Origin of the sequence: Oceanobacillus sp. FSL K6-0127, assembly GCF_037983385.1 — a bacterium.
Taxonomy (GTDB): Bacteria; Bacillota; Bacilli; order Bacillales; family Amphibacillaceae; genus Oceanobacillus; species Oceanobacillus profundus.
Map to the genome: position 1 here is coordinate 2,807,896 of NZ_CP150287.1, position 20,025 is coordinate 2,827,920.

Below are 20,025 nucleotides of genomic sequence, written 5' to 3' on the forward strand. Positions count from 1 at the left end.
TTGTATCACTCCGAAATTTATTTAGTTTCTTTGCTGTCACCATGAACAATTGCCTTTACTTCGTTTATTTCCCCTTTCGCATCTTCTGTTAGATTGCGAGTAGAGTTTTTGAATTCACGCAGCGTCTGTCCAGCAGCTTTACCAATTTCCGGGAGTTTCTTTGGACCAAATACAATCAATGCAAGTAAAACAATCAATATTAACCCAGGCACCCCGATATTTGCTAACATGTGTACACCTTCTCTATGCTAAAATTTAACTCATAAAATCAGCTGATTTTAGAATACAGCAAATTCTATCTATATTTTACCTCTTTATTCCCTATTAAACAAGCGCTGCTATTTTCTATCATATTGTAAAAAATAATAGTCATAAGGATTCGTTTCGTTTCTCTCACCTTTAACTTTAGCTGTTAATTCCCATTCACCTTCTGAAAAGCTCGGGAAAAAGGTATCCCCATCAAATTCTTCATCAATCCAAGTAATATACATTCGATCCGCTATATCAATTACTTGATTAAAAATATTTCCGCCGCCAATAATGAAATACTCTCTATCCGGATTGTCCGTATTCCATTCAACTACTGTTTGTAACTGGTCAATTACCTTCACATGTTCCGGAAAATCAGTTTTTGACTTCGTTAATACGACATTTTCACGATTCGGTAACGCGCCTCCCATGGAATCGTATGTTTTTCTCCCCATAATAATCGTATTACCAGTTGTTTTTTCTTTAAAAAAACGTAAATCTTTTGGAAGATGCCATGGCATTTCATTGTTTAGACCAATAACGTGATTGCGATCCATTGCGAGTAATAATGATATCATTTCTGTCCCTCCACTGCTTAAACTGCGATTGGTGCTTTAATACTTGGATGTGGATTGTAATCTACAATTTCAAAATCTGTAAGTTCAAAATCAAAAATAGATGATTTTTCCTGATTTATCTTTAAGCTAGGAAAGGCACGTACCTCACGCTTAAGCTGTGTTTGAACTTGTTCAACATGGTTTGAATAGATATGTGCGTCTCCAAGTGTGTGTACAAACTCCCCAACTTCTAAGTTACATTCATGTGCAATTAAATGTGTCAATAAAGCATAGCTTGCAATGTTGAATGGCACCCCAAGGAAAACATCTGCACTTCGCTGATACAACTGACAAGAAAGCTTGCCATCTGCAACATAAAATTGGAATAAGGTGTGGCAAGGTGGCAATGCCATTTCCGGAAGATCCTCTGGATTCCATGCCGACACAATATGCCTTCTGGAGTTAGGGTTATGACGAATGGATTCAATCACTTCCTGTACTTGATCGATTGTTTCATTGCGTGACGTTTTCCATTTACGCCACTGTTTTCCATAAACAGACCCAAGATCACCGAACGTCTTTGCAAATTCCTCATCTTTGCAGATTCTTTCCTTAAATAAGTTCATTTGCTCCTGATACAACAGATTAAATTCTTCATCCTCTTGGCTGCGGATTCCGAAATTTGTCATATCTGGACCGGTGTATTTTTCACTATGAATCCATTTTTCAAACGCCCATTCATTCCAAATATTATTATTGTTTTCCAATAGATAGCGTATATTCGTATCTCCCTTTAGAAACCAGAGAAGTTCACTTGCAACAAGTCGAAATGGTACTCTTTTTGTTGTTAATAATGGAAACCCTTCACTTAAGTCAAAGCGCATTTGATGTCCAAAAACAGAGTATGTTCCTGTATTTGTTCGATCTCCTTTTTTAAAGCCGTTATCAAGGATATGCTGACATAGATCCAAGTAGGCTTGTTCACCTTTTATCATGCTATCACTCCTAACCCCTATGCCTTGCATAAGAAACAGTATTTAAACATTAATTGTTATTATAACAGATTTTATTGAGGCTGAGCCAAAAGTATTTTTATGAAATAAAAACCGAACATGATTGGTGCAAATAACTCGCTCCGGATATATACTTCGCTAAGTTTATGCAACGTTCGTCTTTAACATTAAACACTTTTGTTATGTCCCAGCTTCCTCCTTTCTAGACATATTTCTAGAAATATACGTGACAGTTATTTATTGAATAAAAATAGAATGATCAAATTTCTTAAACTGCACGTTTACCATTCTTGAAAAAATTGTTTAAGAAACGATTCCATATATTGATGGCGTTCTTTCGCCATTTCTCTGGCTGATTCTGTATGCATTAAATCTTTTAACGTCAAAAGCTTATCATAGAAATGCTGAATGGATGTTGATTTACTGTTTGGGTGATACATTAGTTGCTGATTAGCACCCCCAAACGCAAACGTTCTCGCAATGCCAATTGCCCCAATCGCATCCAGTCGGTCCGCATCTTGAACAATTCTTCCTTCTAAAGTGTCTGGAACAGCAATTCCCTTACTAAAAGAAATTCCAGAAATAATATGATTAATTTCATTAATTTGGATTTTATTTAAAGAAATATCACATAAAAAAGTGTTCATTTCCTCTATAGCTTCATTTGGATTATGGAAGAGCTTCCTATCGCCAACATCATGCAACCAAGCAGCCGCTTCACAAAGAAAAACATTAGCCTGCTCCACTTCAGCAATCTTTCTAGAGATACGTGCAACACGTTCCATATGGAAATAATCATGACCTGATTCGTCAGCTTGAAACAATGTGAATACATAATCTCGAATGTGCTTAATTTGTACTTCTTTTTCCATTATGATAATCCCATAATTTTCCCGTTTGCATCTATATCCATGTGTAAGGCGGCAGGTGTCTTAGGTAATCCTGGCATTGTCATGAGATCACCTGTTAGAACAACTATAAATCCAGCTCCAATAGAAGCTTTTAACTCGCGAATAGAAATTGTAAAACCGCTCGGTCGGCCTAATAATGTTGGGTCATCTGATAAAGAATATTGTGTTTTGGCCATACAGACTGGCAGATTGCCCCATCCTTGTTTTTCAAAGAAAACAATTTGTTTCTTTGCCTTTAGTGATAATTCAATATCATCAGCACCATATACCGTCTGTGCTATTTTTCTTATCTTCGTTTCTAACGTATCATTAGCATTGTAAGTTCGAGTAAACTTGGTTTCAGACGTCATTGTTTTCGTCATAACTTTCCTAGCTAGCTCAATACCGCCAGCTCCGCCTTTAGCCCATACATCTGCTAATGCTACATCGATTCCTCTGGATTGGCACCAAGATTCGATAAAATCTGTTTCAGCACTTGTATCAGTTGGGAATTTATTAATGGCAATTACATATGGGAGCCCAAATCGTTCAATGGTATCAATATGTTTATTTAAGTTTTCCATACCCGCTTTCAACGCCTCGATGTTTTCTGTATTCAAATTCTCCTTTGTTACGCCGCCGTGCATTTTTAATGCTCTGACAGTAGCTACAATAACAATTGCATCAGGATGAAAATTACCTGCTTGCGTTTTTATATTCAGGAATTTTTCAGCACCTAAATCCGCTCCAAAGCCAGCTTCAGTTATAACATAATCACCTAATTTTGCAGCGGTTTTTGTAGCGATTATACTATTACAACCATGTGCAATATTGGCAAAAGGACCACCGTGGATGACAGCTGCCGTATTTTCGATTGTTTGTACGAGATTTGGCTTGAATGCATCCTTTAAAAGTAATGTTAAAGCTCCTTCTACTTCAAGATCTTTCACTGTAACTGGATGATCATCATATGTATAGCCAATAACAATTTTTGAAAGTCTTGTTTTCAAATCTTCCATGTTATCTGCTAGACATAAAATGGCCATTATTTCTGAGGCGGCTGTTATTGTATAGCCATCCTCTCTCGGTACACCTTGGGAAGAACCTCCTAGACCAACAACTACCTGTCTCAGCGCTCGATCATTCATATCAACAACCCGTTTCCACTCCACTTTTCTCGGATCAATATGTAACTTATTATCGCGGTGAATATGATTGTCGATTACGGCAGATAACAAGTTATTTGCACTCGTGATTGCATGGATATCCCCGGTAAAATGAAGATTAATTTCTTCCATCGGTAATACTTGGGAATAACCTCCTCCAGCGGCTCCTCCCTTCAATCCCATCACAGGACCAAGCGATGGTTCACGCAAGGCGATAACAGCCTTTTCTCCTAACTGATTTAACGCTTGCCCTAAGCCAACTGTTACGGTTGACTTTCCTTCTCCTGCAGGTGTGGGATTAATGGAGGTTACGAGAATTATTTTTCCGTTTGGCTTGTCTTTCCATTTTTCTAATAATTTATCGGAAAGCTTTGCTTTTGTATAACCATAAGGTTCGTAGTGATCCGTGGTTAAATCGAGCATTTTCGCAATTTCGGTTATGGGTTTTAATTTTGCCTGTTGGGCGATTTCTATATCTGTTTTCATATCGATGCTCCTTTTCATAGTTCTATAATATAGTTTAACCCTTTCCATTGCTTTTTTCATTAACAAATGGATAAATGTAAAGATTTGATAAATGCAGAATTTAAGTGTTAATTTCTTGACGAGTTGTTCCAAATAAGCTATATTAGGGGCAAGCAAAGAAGATGTACGGAATCATTGACGAAAAGGCAGCTTCTATAGAAGTGGATGCAATATGATCCTACACTTCTATAGAACCTGCCTTTTTTAATATATTCTGAGTCTATACTTTGTATTAACACGCATTTCACGTGGGAATTTGGGAGGAATAAGACATGGAAAACGGAGTAGTAAAATGGTTCAATGCTGAAAAAGGCTATGGATTTATCCAATTGGAAGAAGGTAATGATGTATTCGTCCATTACTCAGCAATCCAAGAGGAAGGCTTCAAGTCTTTAGAAGAAGGGCAAGAAGTTACTTTTGAAATTGTTGAAGGCGAACGCGGTCCACAAGCCGCAAATGTTGTAAAAAAATAAGCAAAACACATAGAAGTGAAAGCAGTGATTATTCACTGCTTTTTTATTGCCAGAAAATACGGATTAATAACGTTAACGAAATTACAAAAAGCCTAATTTTTCTTTATTAAAAATGAGAAATTGGGCTTTTAGTTACTCCTTTTTGGGAAACTTTAAACAAGCAAACACTGTCTGACACAATCGATCAGGTGAAAAATTACATTATTCGTCACCCTTAATACTCTCAATAATTCTGGCAACCTTAAATTCGAATATCTATTATCGGAACGAGGTCAAGTATATCTGAAGCATCAGAACCAATTAGAAAAACGCTATTCTTTCTTGCATATACAATAGTAAATCAAGTTCATAGGTTAGATTACAAACTATCTCTTACTATTAAATGTGATCATCAGGAGCTTTGTCTGCTACAACATTTAGAATGATGTTATGCTCAAGAAGTGCCTTTAGTGCACAAAGGACCATCGTGTATCCTCCCATTGATCCAATAGCATAGTTTACCATATCATCTCCATTGCCTGTAAACCCTGAGTTTGTAATTGAGACAAATGTTTCGTTTTCTGTTCGGGGAGTAAATATCCACTCAGTTTTAGTGCTGTCTGAGGATTCAATCCGAATTATTTTGTTTTGCTCGATTTCTTTTACAAAAAGGTCATCAGAAACGCCGTACATCTCCCATTCCCACTTTATATGCTTCCCCTCTTCTAATCTCCCACTGCTTTTGGTAAACCAAAATTTTGTAGTTATTTCCGGATTGATAAAAGCTTCAAATACTTCTTCAACCGGTCTGCGAATAAGCATTTCTGATTTTATAACCGGTATATGATTCAGTGTTATCATTTTAATTTCTCCTTTCATCATTTAAAATCAATTCCTCATAAGTCTCTTTAACTAACACTTCTACATCTTTCATTGCTTCAAACATTTCGATCCAAGCTTTTTTTGAGGTATATACCTCTTTCCTCTTAGAATGTACTTTATGTTTTATAGTTACATCTGAACTATTTTTGAGGGGGTAATCACAAGAGTTACATAATCTTGCATCAGGTAGGTCGTCCACTGCTGTATTTTTCAGGTTTATCCATTGTTGTATCGAAGATTATATGGGGTATGTCAGGTCGGAATTATTGTTTGTTTCTGCTACACGTTTAATCCATTCTAATTTTCTATCTCAATCCGCTGCTATATTTCCCATCCGCTTCGCTGCACTCGATAGTTGTTCCGGACACACTTTGTATCGAACTTCCCGCCCAACACGTTTGGAGGTAACTAATCCAGCATTATCCATAACTGCAAGGTGTTTAACAACTGCTTGACGAGATACAGTTACCTTAGTCGCAAATGTTGTTGCTGTTACTTGTCCTATAATTGCAATGTGGTCAAGCAGCTCACGGCGAGTTGGGTCTGCTAACGCAATTAGAACCTTTTCAAAATTTTTATTGTCTGCAGACGGCATATTACTGATCAGCAAGTTTTCGCACCGTTTCCAATTGATAAATCCATCCCTTGACATTTTCTTTAAAAAATTTATGTTTTTCTTCCTCAGAAACGGCAAGGCTGGAAAATCCACTTTCTACTACACTAAGCCAAGTACCCCCATCCTTTTCTTTCAGCATAAACTCAACGAGTGTAGAGTTATCTTCTCCTGGCTCTTCACCGGGAAATGAACTTGCCCACCGACATGAAAGGTAGTTAGGTGAATCTTCTTGTTCAATTAATACCGTGAATTTACCATACTTCGTATCCGCTACAATACGTGACCCGTTTACTTGTACCCTGTCTGGTCCTGGTGCATCACCCACCCACCATGCTGGTTGGCTTATCAACTCCCATACCGTTTGAACAGATGCATTAATAAAGATCTCTCGTTCAATACGATCATTATTCATTACCACTCCTCCTAACTTTAGGACGTGCAACCATAGGTTAGCACATATTTCTACTATGTCCAACTTTATAATTGCACTTAAATTTAGCGGTTGGCGATCACTTGGAGTGGTCGCTTTAGTCTTTATTATTAAATTGCCCTTATAGAGCGAACGGGCGGATAGTTTACTTCTTCGCATTTCTTCTAATCTAAAAAACCATACAGTAGTCCCGTTTATTGTCAAGATAAATAGGTATTTATTCATACTTATTTCACATACTTTTTATACTTAAAAGTTAGTAAAGTCCTAAGATATATAGTTACTAGCGTAATTGAACAAATTGTGAAACGTTAATTATTTCACTAATTTATGTTTCCACTTTGTGTATGATGAAAATATAAGTAACCGATAACATGATGGGAGGATGATATGCAGTGAAACAGAATGGGAAAACTTACACGAATCATGAGAAAGAGCCAAATTTAAAAGGTACATTATTATCGGTGGGAGCCTTAGGTTTATTTATTGTCATTAGTTGGACTGTTGTTTTTGCAATTTTCCTTTCAAGATAAGAAAGGAGATTAAAAAGGAGTGAGAAAAGATGCATTTCCATAAGTTTGAAAAAATATGGCTTACATTTGGTATCGGAGCATTAGTACTATTTTTGGTTATTCTTGGTTACGGAGCTTTTTATCTTGGTACTCACCCTCAAAGCCATGGTGTGACAATTGACCCTCAAAATGTAGAGGCCCATGAGGCTTTTAAGCCTGAAAATTTAGGGCTGACAAAAGTGGATGAAGACCGTTATATTGTCAATGTCGTTGCAAGTGCATTCCATTATGACTTTGGTGTTGATGCAGATGGCAATGCAATAAATCATATTGAAATCCCTAAAGGTGCAACTGTACTATTTCAAGTTGTAACAAAGGATGTAATTCATGGTTTTAATATTGCTGGGACAAATGTAAATATGATGGTTGAACCTGGTTATATCAGTAGTATGGAGGTTGAAATGAATCAAGCAGGTGAATTTACCTTACTCTGTAATGAGTACTGTGGTATTGGTCACCATATGATGTATACAACCGTGGAGGTGTATCAATAATGGCGCTTCGAAATGTCGTATTACCTAATGAAGATCCTAGACAATTGCTTGCAATTCCAAAACAAGAAGCAAAACTTTATATGTCTTTTATGTATGTAGCTTTTATATCTTTATTTATTGGTGGTTTAATGGGTTTGTTGCAAGTACTAGTTCGGTCGGGAAGTTTCACACTTCCATTTGGTATTGGTTACTATCAAATTTTAACAGTACATGGCGTTATCCTAGCACTTGTACTAACAACATTTTTTATTATCGGCTTTCAGTTTACGTTAATGAGTAAAACGGTTGGAATGTCAGTTAAACAACGTAAGGTATCATGGCTTGCCTTTTGGATTATGACGATTGGAACACTGGTTACAGCCGTAACTATTTTATTAGGCAAAGCGAGTGTACTCTATACGTTTTATGCACCATTAAAAGCCCATCCAGCCTTTTATATCGGTTTAGCTTTAGTCATCGTTGGTACTTGGGTTGCTGCCTTTGTAAATTGGCGCCAGCTCTACTTATGGAAGAAAGGTCATCCTGGAGAAAAATCTCCCTTACTAGCATTTATGGTAACGATTAATATGATTATGTGGTTTATTGCTTCATTGGGTGTTGCTGCAGCGGTACTAGTACAATTTATTCCATGGTCTCTTGGTTATGCGGAAACAATTAATGTTCTCGTTAGTCGAACATTATTCTGGTATTTCGGTCATCCATTAGTATATTTTTGGCTATTGCCTGCTTACATGGCGTGGTATGCGATTATCCCCAAGATTATTGGCGGAAAACTGTTTAGTGATTCTTTAGCCAGATTATCATTTGTGCTATTTCTGTTTTTTTCCATACCTGTTGGATTTCACCATCAGCTAACAGAACCAGGGATTGACCCTACATGGAAATTTATCCAGGTAGTTTTAACATTTATGGTTATCATTCCTAGTTTAATGACAGCATTTTCTTTATTTGCTACTTTTGAAATTACAGGCCGACGCAAAGGATATGGAGGTTTGTTTGGTTGGTTTAAGCATCTACCGTGGAAAGATGTTCGCTTCTTTGCTCCATTTGTTGGTATGCTAGCTTTTATTCCTGGGGGCGCAGGTGGAATAATAAATGCTTCTCATCAAGTGAACACGCTTGTCCATAATACGATTTGGGTTACGGGGCACTTTCATCTTACTGTTGCCACCACAGTTATTTTAACGTTTTTCGGCATTACGTATTGGCTTATCCCGCATTTAACAGGTAGGAAGCTTACAAAATCCGTTAATCGTTTAGGTATTTTTCAAACGATTGTCTGGGGAGTCGGTATGCTAATCATGTCCGGAGCCATGCATATCCAAGGTCTGCTAGGTGGACCGAGACGTTCTGCATATTCGGATTATGGCGGAACTGAACAAGCTGTCTCGTGGGGTGCTTATCAAATGGCACAAGCGATTGGAGGCACCATTCTTTTTGTCGGGATTATTCTCATGGTATATATTTTCATCAAGCTGACCTTTTTCTCACCAAAAGGAGTGGAAGAATTCCCAGTTGCAGAGGAAGAAGAAAATGCTGAGCCGACACCAAAGTGGATGGAAAACTGGAAGCTATGGATTGCCATCACGATAGCTTTAATACTTTTTGCATACACCATTCCGTTTGTAGATATTATACAGAATTCACCACCCGGATCAGTACCGTTCGACTGGCCAATTGGTAATTCCTAAAATAAAATGGAAGAAACAGCGATAACAGCTGCTTCTTCCATTTTATTTACTCATAATTTTCCACCAAAATATTGATAATAATTCGTTTGGATAAATCCGTTGAATAGTTTTCTTTTCTTTGTTGCCTGTGCACCATAATGTTTTTCAAATGCTTCAAAGGCAGTAATGATATAAACGCTCCAGGACGGATGGTTTTTCATTATATTTCCTAAATCTCGATACATCTCTGCAACAATGTCCTGGTCCCCAATACGCTGACCATATGGTGGGTTGCTAATAATATATCCATTCTCCTGGCGTAAAGTTAAATCACTTACTTGCATCTGCTTCCAGGTTATCAGATCTCCTAGCCCTGCTTCGATTGCATTGTCATTAGCAATTTGGATCATTTTATGGTCTATGTCTGAGCCTGTAATCATTAGCTTTTGGTCATAGTTTGCCTTGTCTTCTGCTTCTTCAAAAGCATCATCCCACAGCTTTCTTCTTACAAGCGTCCAATCCTCTGAAGCAAACTCCCGATTGAAGCCAGGTGCAATATTTTGTCCAATTAGGGCCGCCTCAATTGCAATTGTTCCGGAACCGCAGAATGGATCAATCAACGGATATTCGGGTTTCCAGTTCGTTAGCATAATCAGTGCAGCTGCTAATGTTTCTTTTAGCGGCGCTTCACCTTGTCCAACGCGGTATCCTCGTTTATGAAGGCCTGTACCTGATGTATCGATTGTTAATGTTACAGTATCCTTTAATATCGCAACTTCTGTTTTATAGAAAGCTCCTGTTTCTGGCATTTTGGTAGCCAGGCCATATTTTAGTTTTAATCTTTCTGCAATGGCCTTTTTTACAATAGCTTGACAGTCAGACACACTAAATAGCGTTGATTTCACAGATTTACCTGAGACCGGGAATTGGCCATCCTCTGCGATATAATATTCCCACGGTAATGCTTTCGTTGCTTCAAAGAGCTCATCAAATGTTGTAGCCTTAAATTGACCAACAATTAATTTAATTCGGTCAGCACTGCGCAACCATAAATTACAGCGCGGTATAGCTGAAAGTGGTGCTTCAAATATAACTTTGCCGTTGTCTACAGTTACTTCGTATCCTAATTGTTTTACTTCATGTGCAACTATTGATTCTAAACCCATTGCTGCAGTTGCGATTAATGTTACTTTTTGCATCCAACTATTCCCTTCAATTTAAGTTAGTCCTAGTTTACCATATTAGTGTGCATTCAAAAAGGAGGATAAAAAGGTCCAAGGTGGCTAAGAACACAACGTTCTGGGACTGCGATTACTCGCCCTATCGAAAAGCTTTGTTGCAACGCCGACACTAGCACGTGTCGGTACTTAGTCGAAGGTCCTCTGTTCTCGATGTGTCATTTTTTCCAGGCTTTTTCAAACAACTTCTAGAACTTAAAAATAAAAAAACCTTTCCTATACCGATACCGGCAAAGAAAGGTTTCTATTCGTAATCAGACCATTAAATGCTCGATAAGCCATGTTCTGTACCATAGTACTGCAAACGGTGGTCAACCTTGTACTCCGGTTGTAATCATCTATCTACAAGTTAAAACTTGTCCCTGTTTCGGTTGAATTCCCTACTAAAGGATGCCCCTACCATTATTTGGGTTGCTCACTCGTGGGGTTTACCTCGTTCCACCCAGAGTGTTTCCACTCCAGCTACGTCACTGTGGCACTTTAAAGAATAATTCCATATCATTTTTGACTTAGGAATGTTTTCTGCCGTTAGCATAAAAGCTACCTTGACTTATGAATTCATCAAGCACGAACACTACTGACATCTCAGTCTGTGTGAGCATGGACTTTCCTCTGCATTTACATGCAGCGATTACATGAGCATTTAATTACCGTACGTATAAGCATATCATACCTGTGAACATTTTTCAACAACTGCATAAAACTGCTTTAAACCTCGAGAAAAACTATTCACCTGATTCAACGAATTTTTTACCAAAAACTGCTTTTTCCAAATTAGATAGACGTTTCAATACGTCATAATTAACTTGACTAGTAGCTTGTGGTGCTCTTGATCTTGTTTGGTCAGTAGAATTTTTTCTGAGTTTTTCATTTTCGGCTTGTAATCGGTCGACTTCTTGCTTAAACAAATCATAATCTTGTATGATAATATCTAAAAACTCATCAACTTCTTCTTGATTATATCCACGCATTGCTGTTTTAAAATCCTTTTCCAAAATATCTTTTCCACTAAGTTGAACTCGATTTATACTCATCTCATCACCTCATGATCTTCATCTATACTATTTTTAATAGAATTAATTAGGTTCAATTATAAATGTATGAATCAAAAGAAGCTTTATTACCGAAATTATATTTTTATTATACCATAAAAAAGGAAACTGAATATCAGTCTCCTTTATTTTTCGTAAATAAGGAAAAATGACTACCTTTAGTAGGTATAATATTCTTTAATTTTTAAGTAAATCGTTCGTTTCAAACGAAAATGGCAGTAATTCTTCCATGGTAAACGATTTTATTTCTTTTTTTAGATTTGTTAAATGAATTGGCATCGACTTGTCAAAGAACTCACTCATTACTTGACGACAAGACCCGCATGGTGGAACAGGTCTTGCAGTATCCGCTGCAACAGCTAGCTCTTGAAACTTTGTCTCTCCTTCTGATATAGCTTTAAAGATTGCTACACGCTCAGCACAACACGCAACAGGATATGCTGCGTTTTCAATATTACATCCAGTATAAATTTTCCCTGATTCAGTAAGCAACGCTGCACCTACTTGAAATTTTGAATACGGGACATAAGCGCGTTCTCTTATTTTAATTGCTTCTTCAATTAGTTTATTCGTTGACATTCCACTCATCCTTTAGCTTTATTACAAGTTATTAAAGTTACTTCCAGGAAATATATATTACGGTATATCATCTAACAGTAAATCAAACACATACAAAATGGAAGTATATAGTTCCATATATCGTTTTCTACGTGCATCAATATAATAACTGTGCATTAAGAGAAGTTCCATATTTTCTTTTGTTGACGTTATTTGGTGGGGATGCACTTTTGCTTCTCTATTTTTAACAACTTTTAATGCAGATGCTTCCCATTCTTCCAACAATGTATACACTGGCAAGGTTTCTTCTTTTACTTTCAAAAAAAATGCCTTATCGCGACTGTCTGCAGGTGCCTCATTATGCTCAAATCTTTCCTTTAACTGGTTGAGATGATTTTTCAGACTTTCTGTTTGTTTTTTTAATTCCATGCTGTATTTCCGCCTTTAATTTGTTTATAACTGTTTATACCCTACTTTACCATTTTTATGTCAAGAAGGCATCTATTTCTTTCAGACCCTCATTTTCTCAATTGACGATTTGGTAAAGTCAATTTGATGAATCTCATTTTGAAAGTGCATCCACACTTCGCGGTCCACATGCACTTTTAGTTTTTGATCAATAAGTCTTAACTGATTCTCCATTTGTTGTAGTGTATGATGTGCCTTACTTTTGCTAATACCAGTTTGTTCTTTTAAAGGATAGGACATAATATCACCCTTAATTTTTTATTTGATAATGCTACAATTCTCCAACGAGAGGTTACTCCCCTTCTCCTTCGACAAAACTAGAAGCAATATTACAAAACTAGTGTAAAGGGTTATTTTTTCACTAAAATGAGACAGACTAGAACCAAAGGAGGTGTTATGGTTGAAACAATCGAAGAACGCACGCAAAAATGCAGCTGGTCGTGAAGAAAAATCATTAAAAACTGGTGATAAGAAACTGAATGGACCAAACCGCCCATCTACTTAAATAAAATAATTATTGTATGTAAAAGGATTTGTGTGGTTTATCAACACAAATCCTTTTACATACTTACATTACTATTGGAGAAATTAAATTGTTATTCTACCCATACAAAAATCCCTATCGTTACATTAATATTTCTTCTTATCACTGTTATAAACTTGAATCAATTGTGAAATTATGTACAATAAAGAATGGAAGGTGTCTGACGAAACAATCGTTAAATTGTCAATAATGTGGTCGGTTTTAAATTGTTATATCATGATATAATAAAGTACTAGCTACATATTTTATTTGCATGCGATACAAATAAAATAAGCTATTCTTTGTGGTTTAAAGTTATCATTTACCTCTTTTTCTGATATTATACTTTCATATGTTGGGAGGGAATATCTTTTGAACTATCCAAATGGGCAAAAAAAACTGATGCCAGTTAGGATAAAGCAAGATAAAAATACATTTAGCAACCGAGGGATGTCCTTAGAAGAGGATATTAATATTACGAATCAATTTTATCTTGATACAGGTAAAGCAGTCATTCACAAAAAACCGACACCTGTCCAAATTGTAAATGTCAATTATCCAAAACGAAGTGCAGCTGTTATTACAGAAGCATATTTTAAGCAAGCTTCTACTACAGATTATAATGGTATTTATCAAGGTAAATATATTGACTTTGAAGCAAAGGAAACAAAAAACAAAACGCTTTTTCCGTTAGCGAACATACATGATCACCAGATAGAACATATGAAAGCAATTGTTAATCAAGGCGGGATTTGCTTTATTATTATTCGGTTTGCAACCTACGATGAAACATATTTTTTAGAGGCAAAGAAACTTTTCCAGTTTTGGAACGACAAATTAAATAATGGGAAAAAATCTATTTCTTATGAAAAGATTCAGCAGGAAAGTTTTTTAATTCCATTCCATTTTCAAAAGCGTATTGATTATTTATCGATTATAGATAAGCTTTATTTTTAGAGACGGAGGTATTGAACGATGGCAGATAATAGCCAGAGTCGAGCAGCTAGAAGAAAACAAAAGAAGAAAACGAAAAAGAAACCTATTTGGAAGAAAGTACTATTTTCCTTTCTCCTGATATTTTTATTACTAGGAGTAGGAGGCGCAGCCTTAGGGGCGTATTGGATTGCAACAGCTCCAGAATTGGATCCAACAAAATTAGAAGATACTTTCTCCTCTACTGTTTATGATAAATATGGGGAAGAATTCGCAAGTCTAAGTGGAGATGAAAAACGAACAAAAGTATCTTATGAAGACTTACCTCAAGAATTAATAGACGCAGTAACTGCTACGGAGGATGCGAGGTTCTTTGAACATTCAGGTATTGACTTACGAAGACTTGGCGGCGCAATATTAGCAAATATTTCGGACGGCTTTGGTTCCCAGGGTGCTAGTACAATTACGCATCAGGTCGTTGAGAAATCATTTTTACCACCTGACAAGAAAATAAGTTTAAAAGTACAGGAACAATGGCTGGCATTACAGTTGGAAAGACAATATTCCAAAGAAGAAATCTTAGAATTCTATCTAAATAAAGTCTTTTACGGTAACAGAGCATATGGTGTAGCGGAGGCAGCGAAAAACTATTTTGGTAAAACGGATTTACATGAATTAACGTTACCAGAAGTGGCCATACTAGCCGGTTTACCCCAACGTCCAACTGCATATAATCCTTTTGAAAATCCGGATTTAACAGAAAAGCGAATGAATACGGTGCTAACATTAATGGTTAGACATGGGAAAATTACAGAAGAAGAAGCTGACGAAGCTAGAGAGGTAGATATCCCCTCCCTATTGGTTGAATCTCGTCCAGACCCAACACCGTATGAAGCATTCCTCCAACAGGTAGATAAAGAGGTTAGAGAAAAAGTCGGCGATGCAGATATCTATTCAGATGGCTTGAAGGTTTATACGACAATAGATCCAAAAGCACAGGAATACGTAGAATTTTTACTTACGGACAGTGAGGAGAATCCGATCAACTATCCTGATGATAACATGCAAGCAGCTATGACTGTTTTAGATACAAAAAGTGGTGCCATTCAGGCGATAGGTGGTAGCAGAAATAATGAAGGAGTTCAAGGATTCAATTACGCCATTCGTGATGGTAGTCAGATCGGATCAACAGCCAAGCCGATTATGTCATTTGGTCCAGCTATTGAATATAATAAGCTTTCGACCTATCATCAACTAAATGATGATGCACCATATGAAATTGCTGGTTCTTCTCCGGTTAGAAACTGGAATCGAAGCCATGCTGGTTGGATCACAATGCGCCATGCAATGAGCCAATCCTTGAACGTACCGACTTTGAAGTTACTGGATGAAGTTGGAATTGATAAGGCACAAGAATTTGCTGAAGGACTAGGAATCAAATTCCCTAATGATCAAATGAACATTCGAGATGCTATTGGTGGAACTGAAACAAATGTAACGCCACTTCAATTAGCTGGAGCATTCCATGCATTTGGCAATCAAGGAATTTATACAGAGCCTTATGCCGTAACAAGTGTTGAATTCCCAGACGGAAGAGTAGTTGATTTAACTCCAGATTCAACTGCAGCAATGTCCGATTACACAGCCTATATGGTTACGGATATGTTAAAATCAGTTGTTACGAGTGGTACTGCTACAGCAGCAAATGTACCTGGTGTTCCAGTAGCTGGTAAAACTGGTACGACAAACGAAAATCGAGATTCATGGTTTGCTGGATATAGTACCAATTATACGATTACAGCCTGGACTGGCGGCTATACAGAAGATGGAAAGCGGGCACCATTAAATGATACAAGTATCGCGCAGGCATTATTTAAAAACACCATGCAAAAAATATCCGAAGGAATTGAAACACCTGATTTTGCAAAACCCGATTCGGTTGTAGAGGTTACCGTTGAGAAAGGGTCTAACCCACCTGCATTACCGAGTGAGTATACACCAGACTCAGATAAAATTACCGAGTTATTTGTGAAAGGAACAGAGCCGAAACAAACATCAGAGAAATTCGATCAATTAGATTCAGTTTCCGGCTTAAACGCGGTTTATGATGAGGAATCGAACGCCATTCAGGTTGAGTGGAATTATAGTGCTGATGACGACGTTAGCTTTGAAGTAAGCGCAAGTGTAGACGGTGGTCAAATGCAAAACCTATCCTCTACAGAAGATACATCAATGGAAATTACTGAAGTGGAACCAGGGGCTTCTTATGAAATACAGGTTGTCGCAGTAAATGGTTCCATGAAAAGTGATCCAAGTACTACCTCTGTCACAGTTCCAGGAGAAGATGAGGAAGAAAATGAAGAGGAAGATATCCCGCCGGTTAGCGGCTTAACAGCACAGTATATTGCAGCATCTTCAATCATTGATGTAAATTGGAACTATGACGGACCAGATGCGTCCTTTGAAGTATCTGTAAACGGTCAGACACAAACTGTTCAATCGAATGGAATTGAAATCAGTGGTGCAGCACCAGGTCAAACCTACACAATTAATGTTACCCCAATTGGGGCGAATAATACTCGTGGTGATTCTCAAAGTACCACTGTTGAGGTCCCTGCGGAAGAAGAAGCTAATGAAAATGAAGCAGAAAACGAAGGCGTTGAGCCTGAAGAGGAAGAAAACGAAGAAGAGCCTGAACAAGACCAAGGTCAGGGAGAAGACCAAGATCAAGGACAAGGTGAAGGAGAAGACCAAGGGCAAGGCCAGGAAGAATCTGAAGAATAACGATAACGAAAAAGAGGTAAACTAGCAAAGTTTACCTCTTTTTTCGTTATTTAAAGCAAATTATTCATTTCGATTCCCTAAAATTACATGATCGCTTTTTTCATTCGCTTTTGCCCTTCTCTACAAAGCTCAAGCAGTGGACATTCTGGGCAATTTGGGTTTCTTGCCTTACAGTGGTATCTCCCGAAGAAAATCATACGGTGATGTGTAACACTCCATTCATCTCTTGGCACTTTACGCATAAGCGTCTCTTCTACCTGGATCACAGAATCCTTCCACCTGCATATTCCTAGCCGTTTGGAAACCCGTTCGACATGTGTATCCACAGCAATTGCTGGCTCATTAAATGCAATGGAAGCAACTACATTTGCAGTTTTCCTTCCTACTCCTGCTAACTTCATTAATTCTTCTTTTGTCTGTGGTACTTCCCCATTATAATTATCGAGTAAAACTTGACAAAGCTTTCTTATATTTTTAGCTTTCGTTCGGTAAAGCCCAATTGACTTTATATCTTGTTCCAGTTCTTCAAGTGTCACGTTAAGATAATCCTCTGGCTTTTTATATTTCTTAAATAAGTTTGCCGTTACTTTATTTACAAGCTTGTCTGTACATTGTGCAGATAGCAAAACTGCGATAACAAGCTCAAATGGATTGGAATGGACAAGCTCTCCTTCTGCGTTCGGAAACATTTCCTCCATGACATCAAGGCAATATCTTATTTGCTTTTTCGTTAACATTGTCTCAATCTTCCTCCTCTAGCCAATTATAGTAGAATGATGTGTCGCGTTTTGGTATATTTTCTTGATTGGAAGTTGATTGGGTTAGGTTAAATTTTTTGCTTGCGTTACGAGCTTGATCAACAGAATGAATCCCTTTCTTTTTCCATTCTCGAAGTATCCTGTCAATATACTTAAAATTAAGCTTCCCCATTAACACAGATTCACGTAAGCCAGCTTTGATTAATGCTGGGGTTATTTCATCTTCATCAATCCAAGCATTAATTGTTTCTATCTCAAAAGGAGATAATGGTCTTCCAAATTCTTGTTCAAACACAATAAATATGGTACCAATCGTATCAATCGAATTCTCTTCTTGAATTTCTTCTTTTGAAAATAGCTTTTCCCAAAGGGGATCCAGCGAGTAAGCTTCACTCAATTGCTTACTTTCATTTTCTTTTTTTTCAATGGAAAGGAGGTCTTTTTTGACTAATTTTCGCAATAAGTTTGCACATTCTTGCTCATCCATTGTTACATGAAGAGAAAGCTCATACGGTGTAGGAAAATCATTTCTAATTTGTAGATAACGAAGTAATTGAAGAACAAGCATTACTTCCTTTTCATTTAACCCTAGTTGCTTATACTTAGAAAGCAATTCGATTGGTACCTGTAATTGATTGAGAATAATTTGTTGTAATGAAAATTTATTTGTCATGTTTTGTCTGCACCTCTATTTTAAGTATAGCATGAAAGGTATATTCTAACATAAAGTGGAGCTTATTTAGTAGGATCCCCCCAAATGTAAGCACCACAAGACAGACCAGCAAGTCCTTAAACAGAAATTAAAATCCCTTGCTTATAATTTTGCAAGGGATTTTAAGGGTTGCTTATGGATATAGACGATTAAGCAATCTAGGGAATGGAATCGTTTCTCTTACGTGCTCAACCCCAGACAGCCAGGCAACCGTACGTTCTAGACCTAATCCAAATCCAGAATGTGGTACACTTCCATACTTACTTAATTCTAAATACCATTCATATGCTGGTCCTGTCAGTCCGTGCTGTTCATACCTTTCCTGCATTAATGCTAAGTCATCAATACGCTGTGAGCCACCAATAATTTCACCATAGCCTTCTGGTGCGATTAAATCTGCACAAAGGACGACATCAGAGCGTTCTGGATGAGGCTTCATATAAAATGCTTTAATCGCTGCTGGATAATTAATAATGAACACAGGCTTATCAAAGCTTTCTGCAATTGCTGTTTCATGCGGAGCTCCAAAGTCTTCTCCCCACTCGATATCATCAAAGCCTTTTTCTTTTAACAATTCAATCGCATCATCATACGTAATTCTAGGGAATGGTGCTTTAATATTTTCCAATTTGGTTGTATCTCGTCCAAGAACTTCTAGTTCAAGTTTACAATTTTTCAGTACAGACTGAGCGATATAGCTTACATAATTCTCTTGAATTACTAGGCTTTCTTCATGATCGACAAATGCCATTTCTGGTTCAATCATCCAGAATTCAATTAAATGCCTGCGCGTTTTCGATTTTTCTGCACGGAAGGTTGGTCCGAATGAAAATACTTTACCAAACGCCATTGCTGCTGCTTCCATATAAAGTTGACCACTTTGTGATAAGTATGCTTCCTCGTCAAAATATTTCGTATGGAATAATTCAGTTGTTCCTTCTGCTGAAGATCCTGTAAGAATTGGTGGATCAATTTTTACAAAATCATTTTCATTGAAGAATTGGTATGTTGAACGAATAATTTCATTTCGGATTTTCATCACAGCATGTTGTTTCTTTGAGCGTAACCATAAATGACGGTGATCCATCAAAAACTCAGTACCGTGATCTTTAGGTGTAATTGGATAATCAACTGCTTCCTGAATAACTTCAATGTCACTAACCTGTAGTTCATAGCCAAAAGAAGATCTTGTATCCTCAACAATTTTACCGGTAATATACATACTGGTTTCCTGCGTAAGACTTTTTGCTAGTTGAAACGTTTCTTCTGATACGTCATTCTTTACGACTACTCCTTGAATAAATCCTGTTCCATCACGTAATTGTAAAAAAGCAATTTTTCCACTAGATCGTTTGTTTGTAAGCCAAGCACCAATTGTTACTTCTTGATCTTTATGTTTTGCTGCTTGTGAAATAGTTGTTTTCATATTTATATTTCCTCCAAATACTAAAATGTTTTTCCATAAAATGAAACTCATTCAGTG

22 protein-coding genes and 1 other RNA gene are annotated in these 20,025 nt (G+C 37.1%); 6 read left to right on the plus strand and 17 right to left on the minus strand.

Annotation, left to right across the window (positions count from 1 at the left end):
- Positions 1-17: 17 nt before the first annotated feature.
- The 5 genes from tatA to MHH64_RS13950 all read right to left on the minus strand — a co-directional run bounded on the left by tatA (position 18) and on the right by MHH64_RS13950 (position 4,361).
- Positions 18-230, minus strand: a complete 213-nt coding sequence (gene tatA, locus MHH64_RS13930) for a twin-arginine translocase TatA/TatE family subunit (protein WP_095309071.1) — start codon at positions 228-230, stop codon at positions 18-20.
- A gap of 108 nt (positions 231-338) precedes the next feature.
- Entirely contained in the window at positions 339-827 is a 489-nt protein-coding gene (locus tag MHH64_RS13935; RefSeq protein WP_340001927.1) for a dihydrofolate reductase, read from the minus strand.
- A 17-nt stretch (positions 828-844) separates the two neighbouring features.
- Positions 845-1,801, minus strand: a complete 957-nt coding sequence (locus tag MHH64_RS13940) for a thymidylate synthase (RefSeq protein WP_095309067.1) — start codon at positions 1,799-1,801, stop codon at positions 845-847.
- A 299-nt stretch (positions 1,802-2,100) separates the two neighbouring features.
- A complete protein-coding gene (locus MHH64_RS13945) occupies positions 2,101-2,691 on the minus strand; it encodes an HD domain-containing protein (RefSeq protein ID WP_340001928.1) in 591 nt (196 codons plus the stop codon).
- Positions 2,691-4,361 carry a formate--tetrahydrofolate ligase gene (locus MHH64_RS13950; RefSeq protein ID WP_303449239.1) on the minus strand — a complete coding sequence of 557 codons (1,671 nt, stop codon included), beginning with the start codon at positions 4,359-4,361 and terminating at the stop codon, positions 2,691-2,693. Before MHH64_RS13950 ends, MHH64_RS13945 begins: the two co-directional genes overlap by 1 nt.
- A gap of 311 nt (positions 4,362-4,672) precedes the next feature.
- On the opposite strand from MHH64_RS13950, the gene MHH64_RS13955 reads away from it, so the two are divergent.
- On the plus strand, positions 4,673-4,873 hold the full coding sequence (locus tag MHH64_RS13955; protein WP_095309061.1) for a cold-shock protein: 201 nt from the start codon (positions 4,673-4,675) through the stop codon (positions 4,871-4,873).
- 378 nt (positions 4,874-5,251) lie between these two features.
- On the opposite strand, the gene MHH64_RS13960 is transcribed toward MHH64_RS13955, so the two are convergent.
- From MHH64_RS13960 to MHH64_RS13970, 3 genes are all read right to left on the minus strand, one after another.
- Complete coding sequence (locus tag MHH64_RS13960; protein WP_095309059.1) at positions 5,252-5,713, minus strand: SRPBCC family protein; 462 nt, start codon at positions 5,711-5,713, stop codon at positions 5,252-5,254.
- A gap of 331 nt (positions 5,714-6,044) precedes the next feature.
- Positions 6,045-6,344, minus strand: coding sequence for a helix-turn-helix transcriptional regulator (locus MHH64_RS13965; RefSeq protein WP_340001929.1), 300 nt, complete (start codon positions 6,342-6,344; stop codon positions 6,045-6,047).
- Positions 6,331-6,762: an SRPBCC domain-containing protein gene (locus tag MHH64_RS13970; protein ID WP_340001930.1), complete on the minus strand. Its 432-nt coding sequence runs from the start codon at positions 6,760-6,762 to the stop codon at positions 6,331-6,333. Before MHH64_RS13970 ends, MHH64_RS13965 begins: the two co-directional genes overlap by 14 nt.
- A 413-nt stretch (positions 6,763-7,175) precedes the next feature.
- Between MHH64_RS13970 and MHH64_RS13975 the strand changes: the two genes are divergently transcribed.
- The 3 genes from MHH64_RS13975 to MHH64_RS13985 all read left to right on the plus strand — a co-directional run bounded on the left by MHH64_RS13975 (position 7,176) and on the right by MHH64_RS13985 (position 9,537).
- A complete protein-coding gene (locus MHH64_RS13975) occupies positions 7,176-7,313 on the plus strand; it encodes a cytochrome c oxidase subunit 2A (protein WP_095309051.1) in 138 nt (45 codons plus the stop codon).
- Positions 7,314-7,342: 29 nt separating this feature from the next.
- Complete coding sequence (locus tag MHH64_RS13980) at positions 7,343-7,846, plus strand: cytochrome c oxidase subunit II (protein ID WP_095309049.1); 504 nt, start codon at positions 7,343-7,345, stop codon at positions 7,844-7,846.
- Between the two features lie 80 nt (positions 7,847-7,926).
- Positions 7,927-9,537: a b(o/a)3-type cytochrome-c oxidase subunit 1 gene (locus MHH64_RS13985; RefSeq protein ID WP_240033790.1), complete on the plus strand. Its 1,611-nt coding sequence runs from the start codon at positions 7,927-7,929 to the stop codon at positions 9,535-9,537.
- 50 nt (positions 9,538-9,587) lie between these two features.
- Here the strand turns inward: MHH64_RS13985 and MHH64_RS13990 are convergent, their stop codons facing one another.
- The 6 genes from MHH64_RS13990 to MHH64_RS14015 all read right to left on the minus strand — a co-directional run bounded on the left by MHH64_RS13990 (position 9,588) and on the right by MHH64_RS14015 (position 13,072).
- Complete coding sequence (locus MHH64_RS13990) at positions 9,588-10,715, minus strand: class I SAM-dependent RNA methyltransferase (protein ID WP_095309045.1); 1,128 nt, start codon at positions 10,713-10,715, stop codon at positions 9,588-9,590.
- A gap of 308 nt (positions 10,716-11,023) precedes the next feature.
- Positions 11,024-11,397: RNase P RNA component class B (gene rnpB, locus MHH64_RS13995), an RNA gene on the minus strand.
- 82 nt (positions 11,398-11,479) lie between these two features.
- Positions 11,480-11,788 carry a cell division regulator GpsB gene (gpsB, locus tag MHH64_RS14000; protein ID WP_095309043.1) on the minus strand — a complete coding sequence of 103 codons (309 nt, stop codon included), beginning with the start codon at positions 11,786-11,788 and terminating at the stop codon, positions 11,480-11,482.
- A 195-nt stretch (positions 11,789-11,983) separates the two neighbouring features.
- Positions 11,984-12,385, minus strand: coding sequence for a cytidine deaminase (locus MHH64_RS14005; protein ID WP_095309041.1), 402 nt, complete (start codon positions 12,383-12,385; stop codon positions 11,984-11,986).
- A gap of 57 nt (positions 12,386-12,442) precedes the next feature.
- On the minus strand, positions 12,443-12,793 hold the full coding sequence (locus MHH64_RS14010) for a DUF1798 family protein (protein WP_095309038.1): 351 nt from the start codon (positions 12,791-12,793) through the stop codon (positions 12,443-12,445).
- A gap of 81 nt (positions 12,794-12,874) precedes the next feature.
- Complete coding sequence (locus MHH64_RS14015; protein WP_340001931.1) at positions 12,875-13,072, minus strand: hypothetical protein; 198 nt, start codon at positions 13,070-13,072, stop codon at positions 12,875-12,877.
- Positions 13,073-13,727: 655 nt separating this feature from the next.
- On the opposite strand from MHH64_RS14015, the gene recU reads away from it, so the two are divergent.
- Entirely contained in the window at positions 13,728-14,312 is a 585-nt protein-coding gene (gene recU / locus MHH64_RS14020; protein ID WP_095309034.1) for a Holliday junction resolvase RecU, read from the plus strand.
- Between the two features lie 18 nt (positions 14,313-14,330).
- Complete coding sequence (locus MHH64_RS14025) at positions 14,331-17,072, plus strand: penicillin-binding protein 1A (protein WP_303449223.1); 2,742 nt, start codon at positions 14,331-14,333, stop codon at positions 17,070-17,072.
- An 83-nt stretch (positions 17,073-17,155) separates the two neighbouring features.
- Here MHH64_RS14025 and nth read toward each other — a convergent pair whose 3' ends face one another.
- The 3 genes from nth to asnS form a co-directional block, all read right to left on the minus strand.
- The gene (nth, locus tag MHH64_RS14030; RefSeq protein ID WP_095309029.1) at positions 17,156-17,809 is read right to left on the minus strand and encodes an endonuclease III; all 654 of its coding nucleotides are present in this window, start codon (positions 17,807-17,809) and stop codon (positions 17,156-17,158) included.
- A 4-nt stretch (positions 17,810-17,813) separates the two neighbouring features.
- Positions 17,814-18,503, minus strand: a complete 690-nt coding sequence (locus MHH64_RS14035) for a DnaD domain-containing protein (protein ID WP_340001933.1) — start codon at positions 18,501-18,503, stop codon at positions 17,814-17,816.
- A gap of 172 nt (positions 18,504-18,675) precedes the next feature.
- Positions 18,676-19,968 carry an asparagine--tRNA ligase gene (gene asnS / locus MHH64_RS14040; RefSeq protein WP_095309101.1) on the minus strand — a complete coding sequence of 431 codons (1,293 nt, stop codon included), beginning with the start codon at positions 19,966-19,968 and terminating at the stop codon, positions 18,676-18,678.
- Positions 19,969-20,025: the final 57 nt, after the last annotated feature.

Excerpts from the sequence above, each read along its gene's own strand:
- tatA (WP_095309071.1), bottom strand. The coding sequence starts at position 230 with ATGTTAGCAAATATCGGGGTGCCTGGGTTAATATTGATTGTTTTACTT.
- MHH64_RS13935 (WP_340001927.1), bottom strand. The coding sequence starts at position 827 with ATGATATCATTATTACTCGCAATGGATCGCAATCACGTTATTGGTCTA.
- MHH64_RS13940 (WP_095309067.1), bottom strand. The coding sequence starts at position 1,801 with ATGATAAAAGGTGAACAAGCCTACTTGGATCTATGTCAGCATATCCTT.
- MHH64_RS13945 (WP_340001928.1), bottom strand. The coding sequence starts at position 2,691 with ATGGAAAAAGAAGTACAAATTAAGCACATTCGAGATTATGTATTCACA.
- MHH64_RS13950 (WP_303449239.1), bottom strand. The coding sequence starts at position 4,361 with ATGAAAACAGATATAGAAATCGCCCAACAGGCAAAATTAAAACCCATA.
- MHH64_RS13955 (WP_095309061.1), top strand. The coding sequence starts at position 4,673 with ATGGAAAACGGAGTAGTAAAATGGTTCAATGCTGAAAAAGGCTATGGA.
- MHH64_RS13960 (WP_095309059.1), bottom strand. The coding sequence starts at position 5,713 with ATGATAACACTGAATCATATACCGGTTATAAAATCAGAAATGCTTATT.
- MHH64_RS13970 (WP_340001930.1), bottom strand. The coding sequence starts at position 6,762 with ATGAATAATGATCGTATTGAACGAGAGATCTTTATTAATGCATCTGTT.
- MHH64_RS13980 (WP_095309049.1), top strand. The coding sequence starts at position 7,343 with ATGCATTTCCATAAGTTTGAAAAAATATGGCTTACATTTGGTATCGGA.
- MHH64_RS13985 (WP_240033790.1), top strand. The coding sequence starts at position 7,927 with ATGTCTTTTATGTATGTAGCTTTTATATCTTTATTTATTGGTGGTTTA.
- MHH64_RS13990 (WP_095309045.1), bottom strand. The coding sequence starts at position 10,715 with ATGCAAAAAGTAACATTAATCGCAACTGCAGCAATGGGTTTAGAATCA.
- gpsB (WP_095309043.1), bottom strand. The coding sequence starts at position 11,788 with ATGAGTATAAATCGAGTTCAACTTAGTGGAAAAGATATTTTGGAAAAG.
- MHH64_RS14005 (WP_095309041.1), bottom strand. The coding sequence starts at position 12,385 with ATGTCAACGAATAAACTAATTGAAGAAGCAATTAAAATAAGAGAACGC.
- MHH64_RS14010 (WP_095309038.1), bottom strand. The coding sequence starts at position 12,793 with ATGGAATTAAAAAAACAAACAGAAAGTCTGAAAAATCATCTCAACCAG.
- MHH64_RS14015 (WP_340001931.1), bottom strand. The coding sequence starts at position 13,072 with ATGTCCTATCCTTTAAAAGAACAAACTGGTATTAGCAAAAGTAAGGCA.
- MHH64_RS14025 (WP_303449223.1), top strand. The coding sequence starts at position 14,331 with ATGGCAGATAATAGCCAGAGTCGAGCAGCTAGAAGAAAACAAAAGAAG.
- nth (WP_095309029.1), bottom strand. The coding sequence starts at position 17,809 with ATGTTAACGAAAAAGCAAATAAGATATTGCCTTGATGTCATGGAGGAA.
- MHH64_RS14035 (WP_340001933.1), bottom strand. The coding sequence starts at position 18,503 with ATGACAAATAAATTTTCATTACAACAAATTATTCTCAATCAATTACAG.
- asnS (WP_095309101.1), bottom strand. The coding sequence starts at position 19,968 with ATGAAAACAACTATTTCACAAGCAGCAAAACATAAAGATCAAGAAGTA.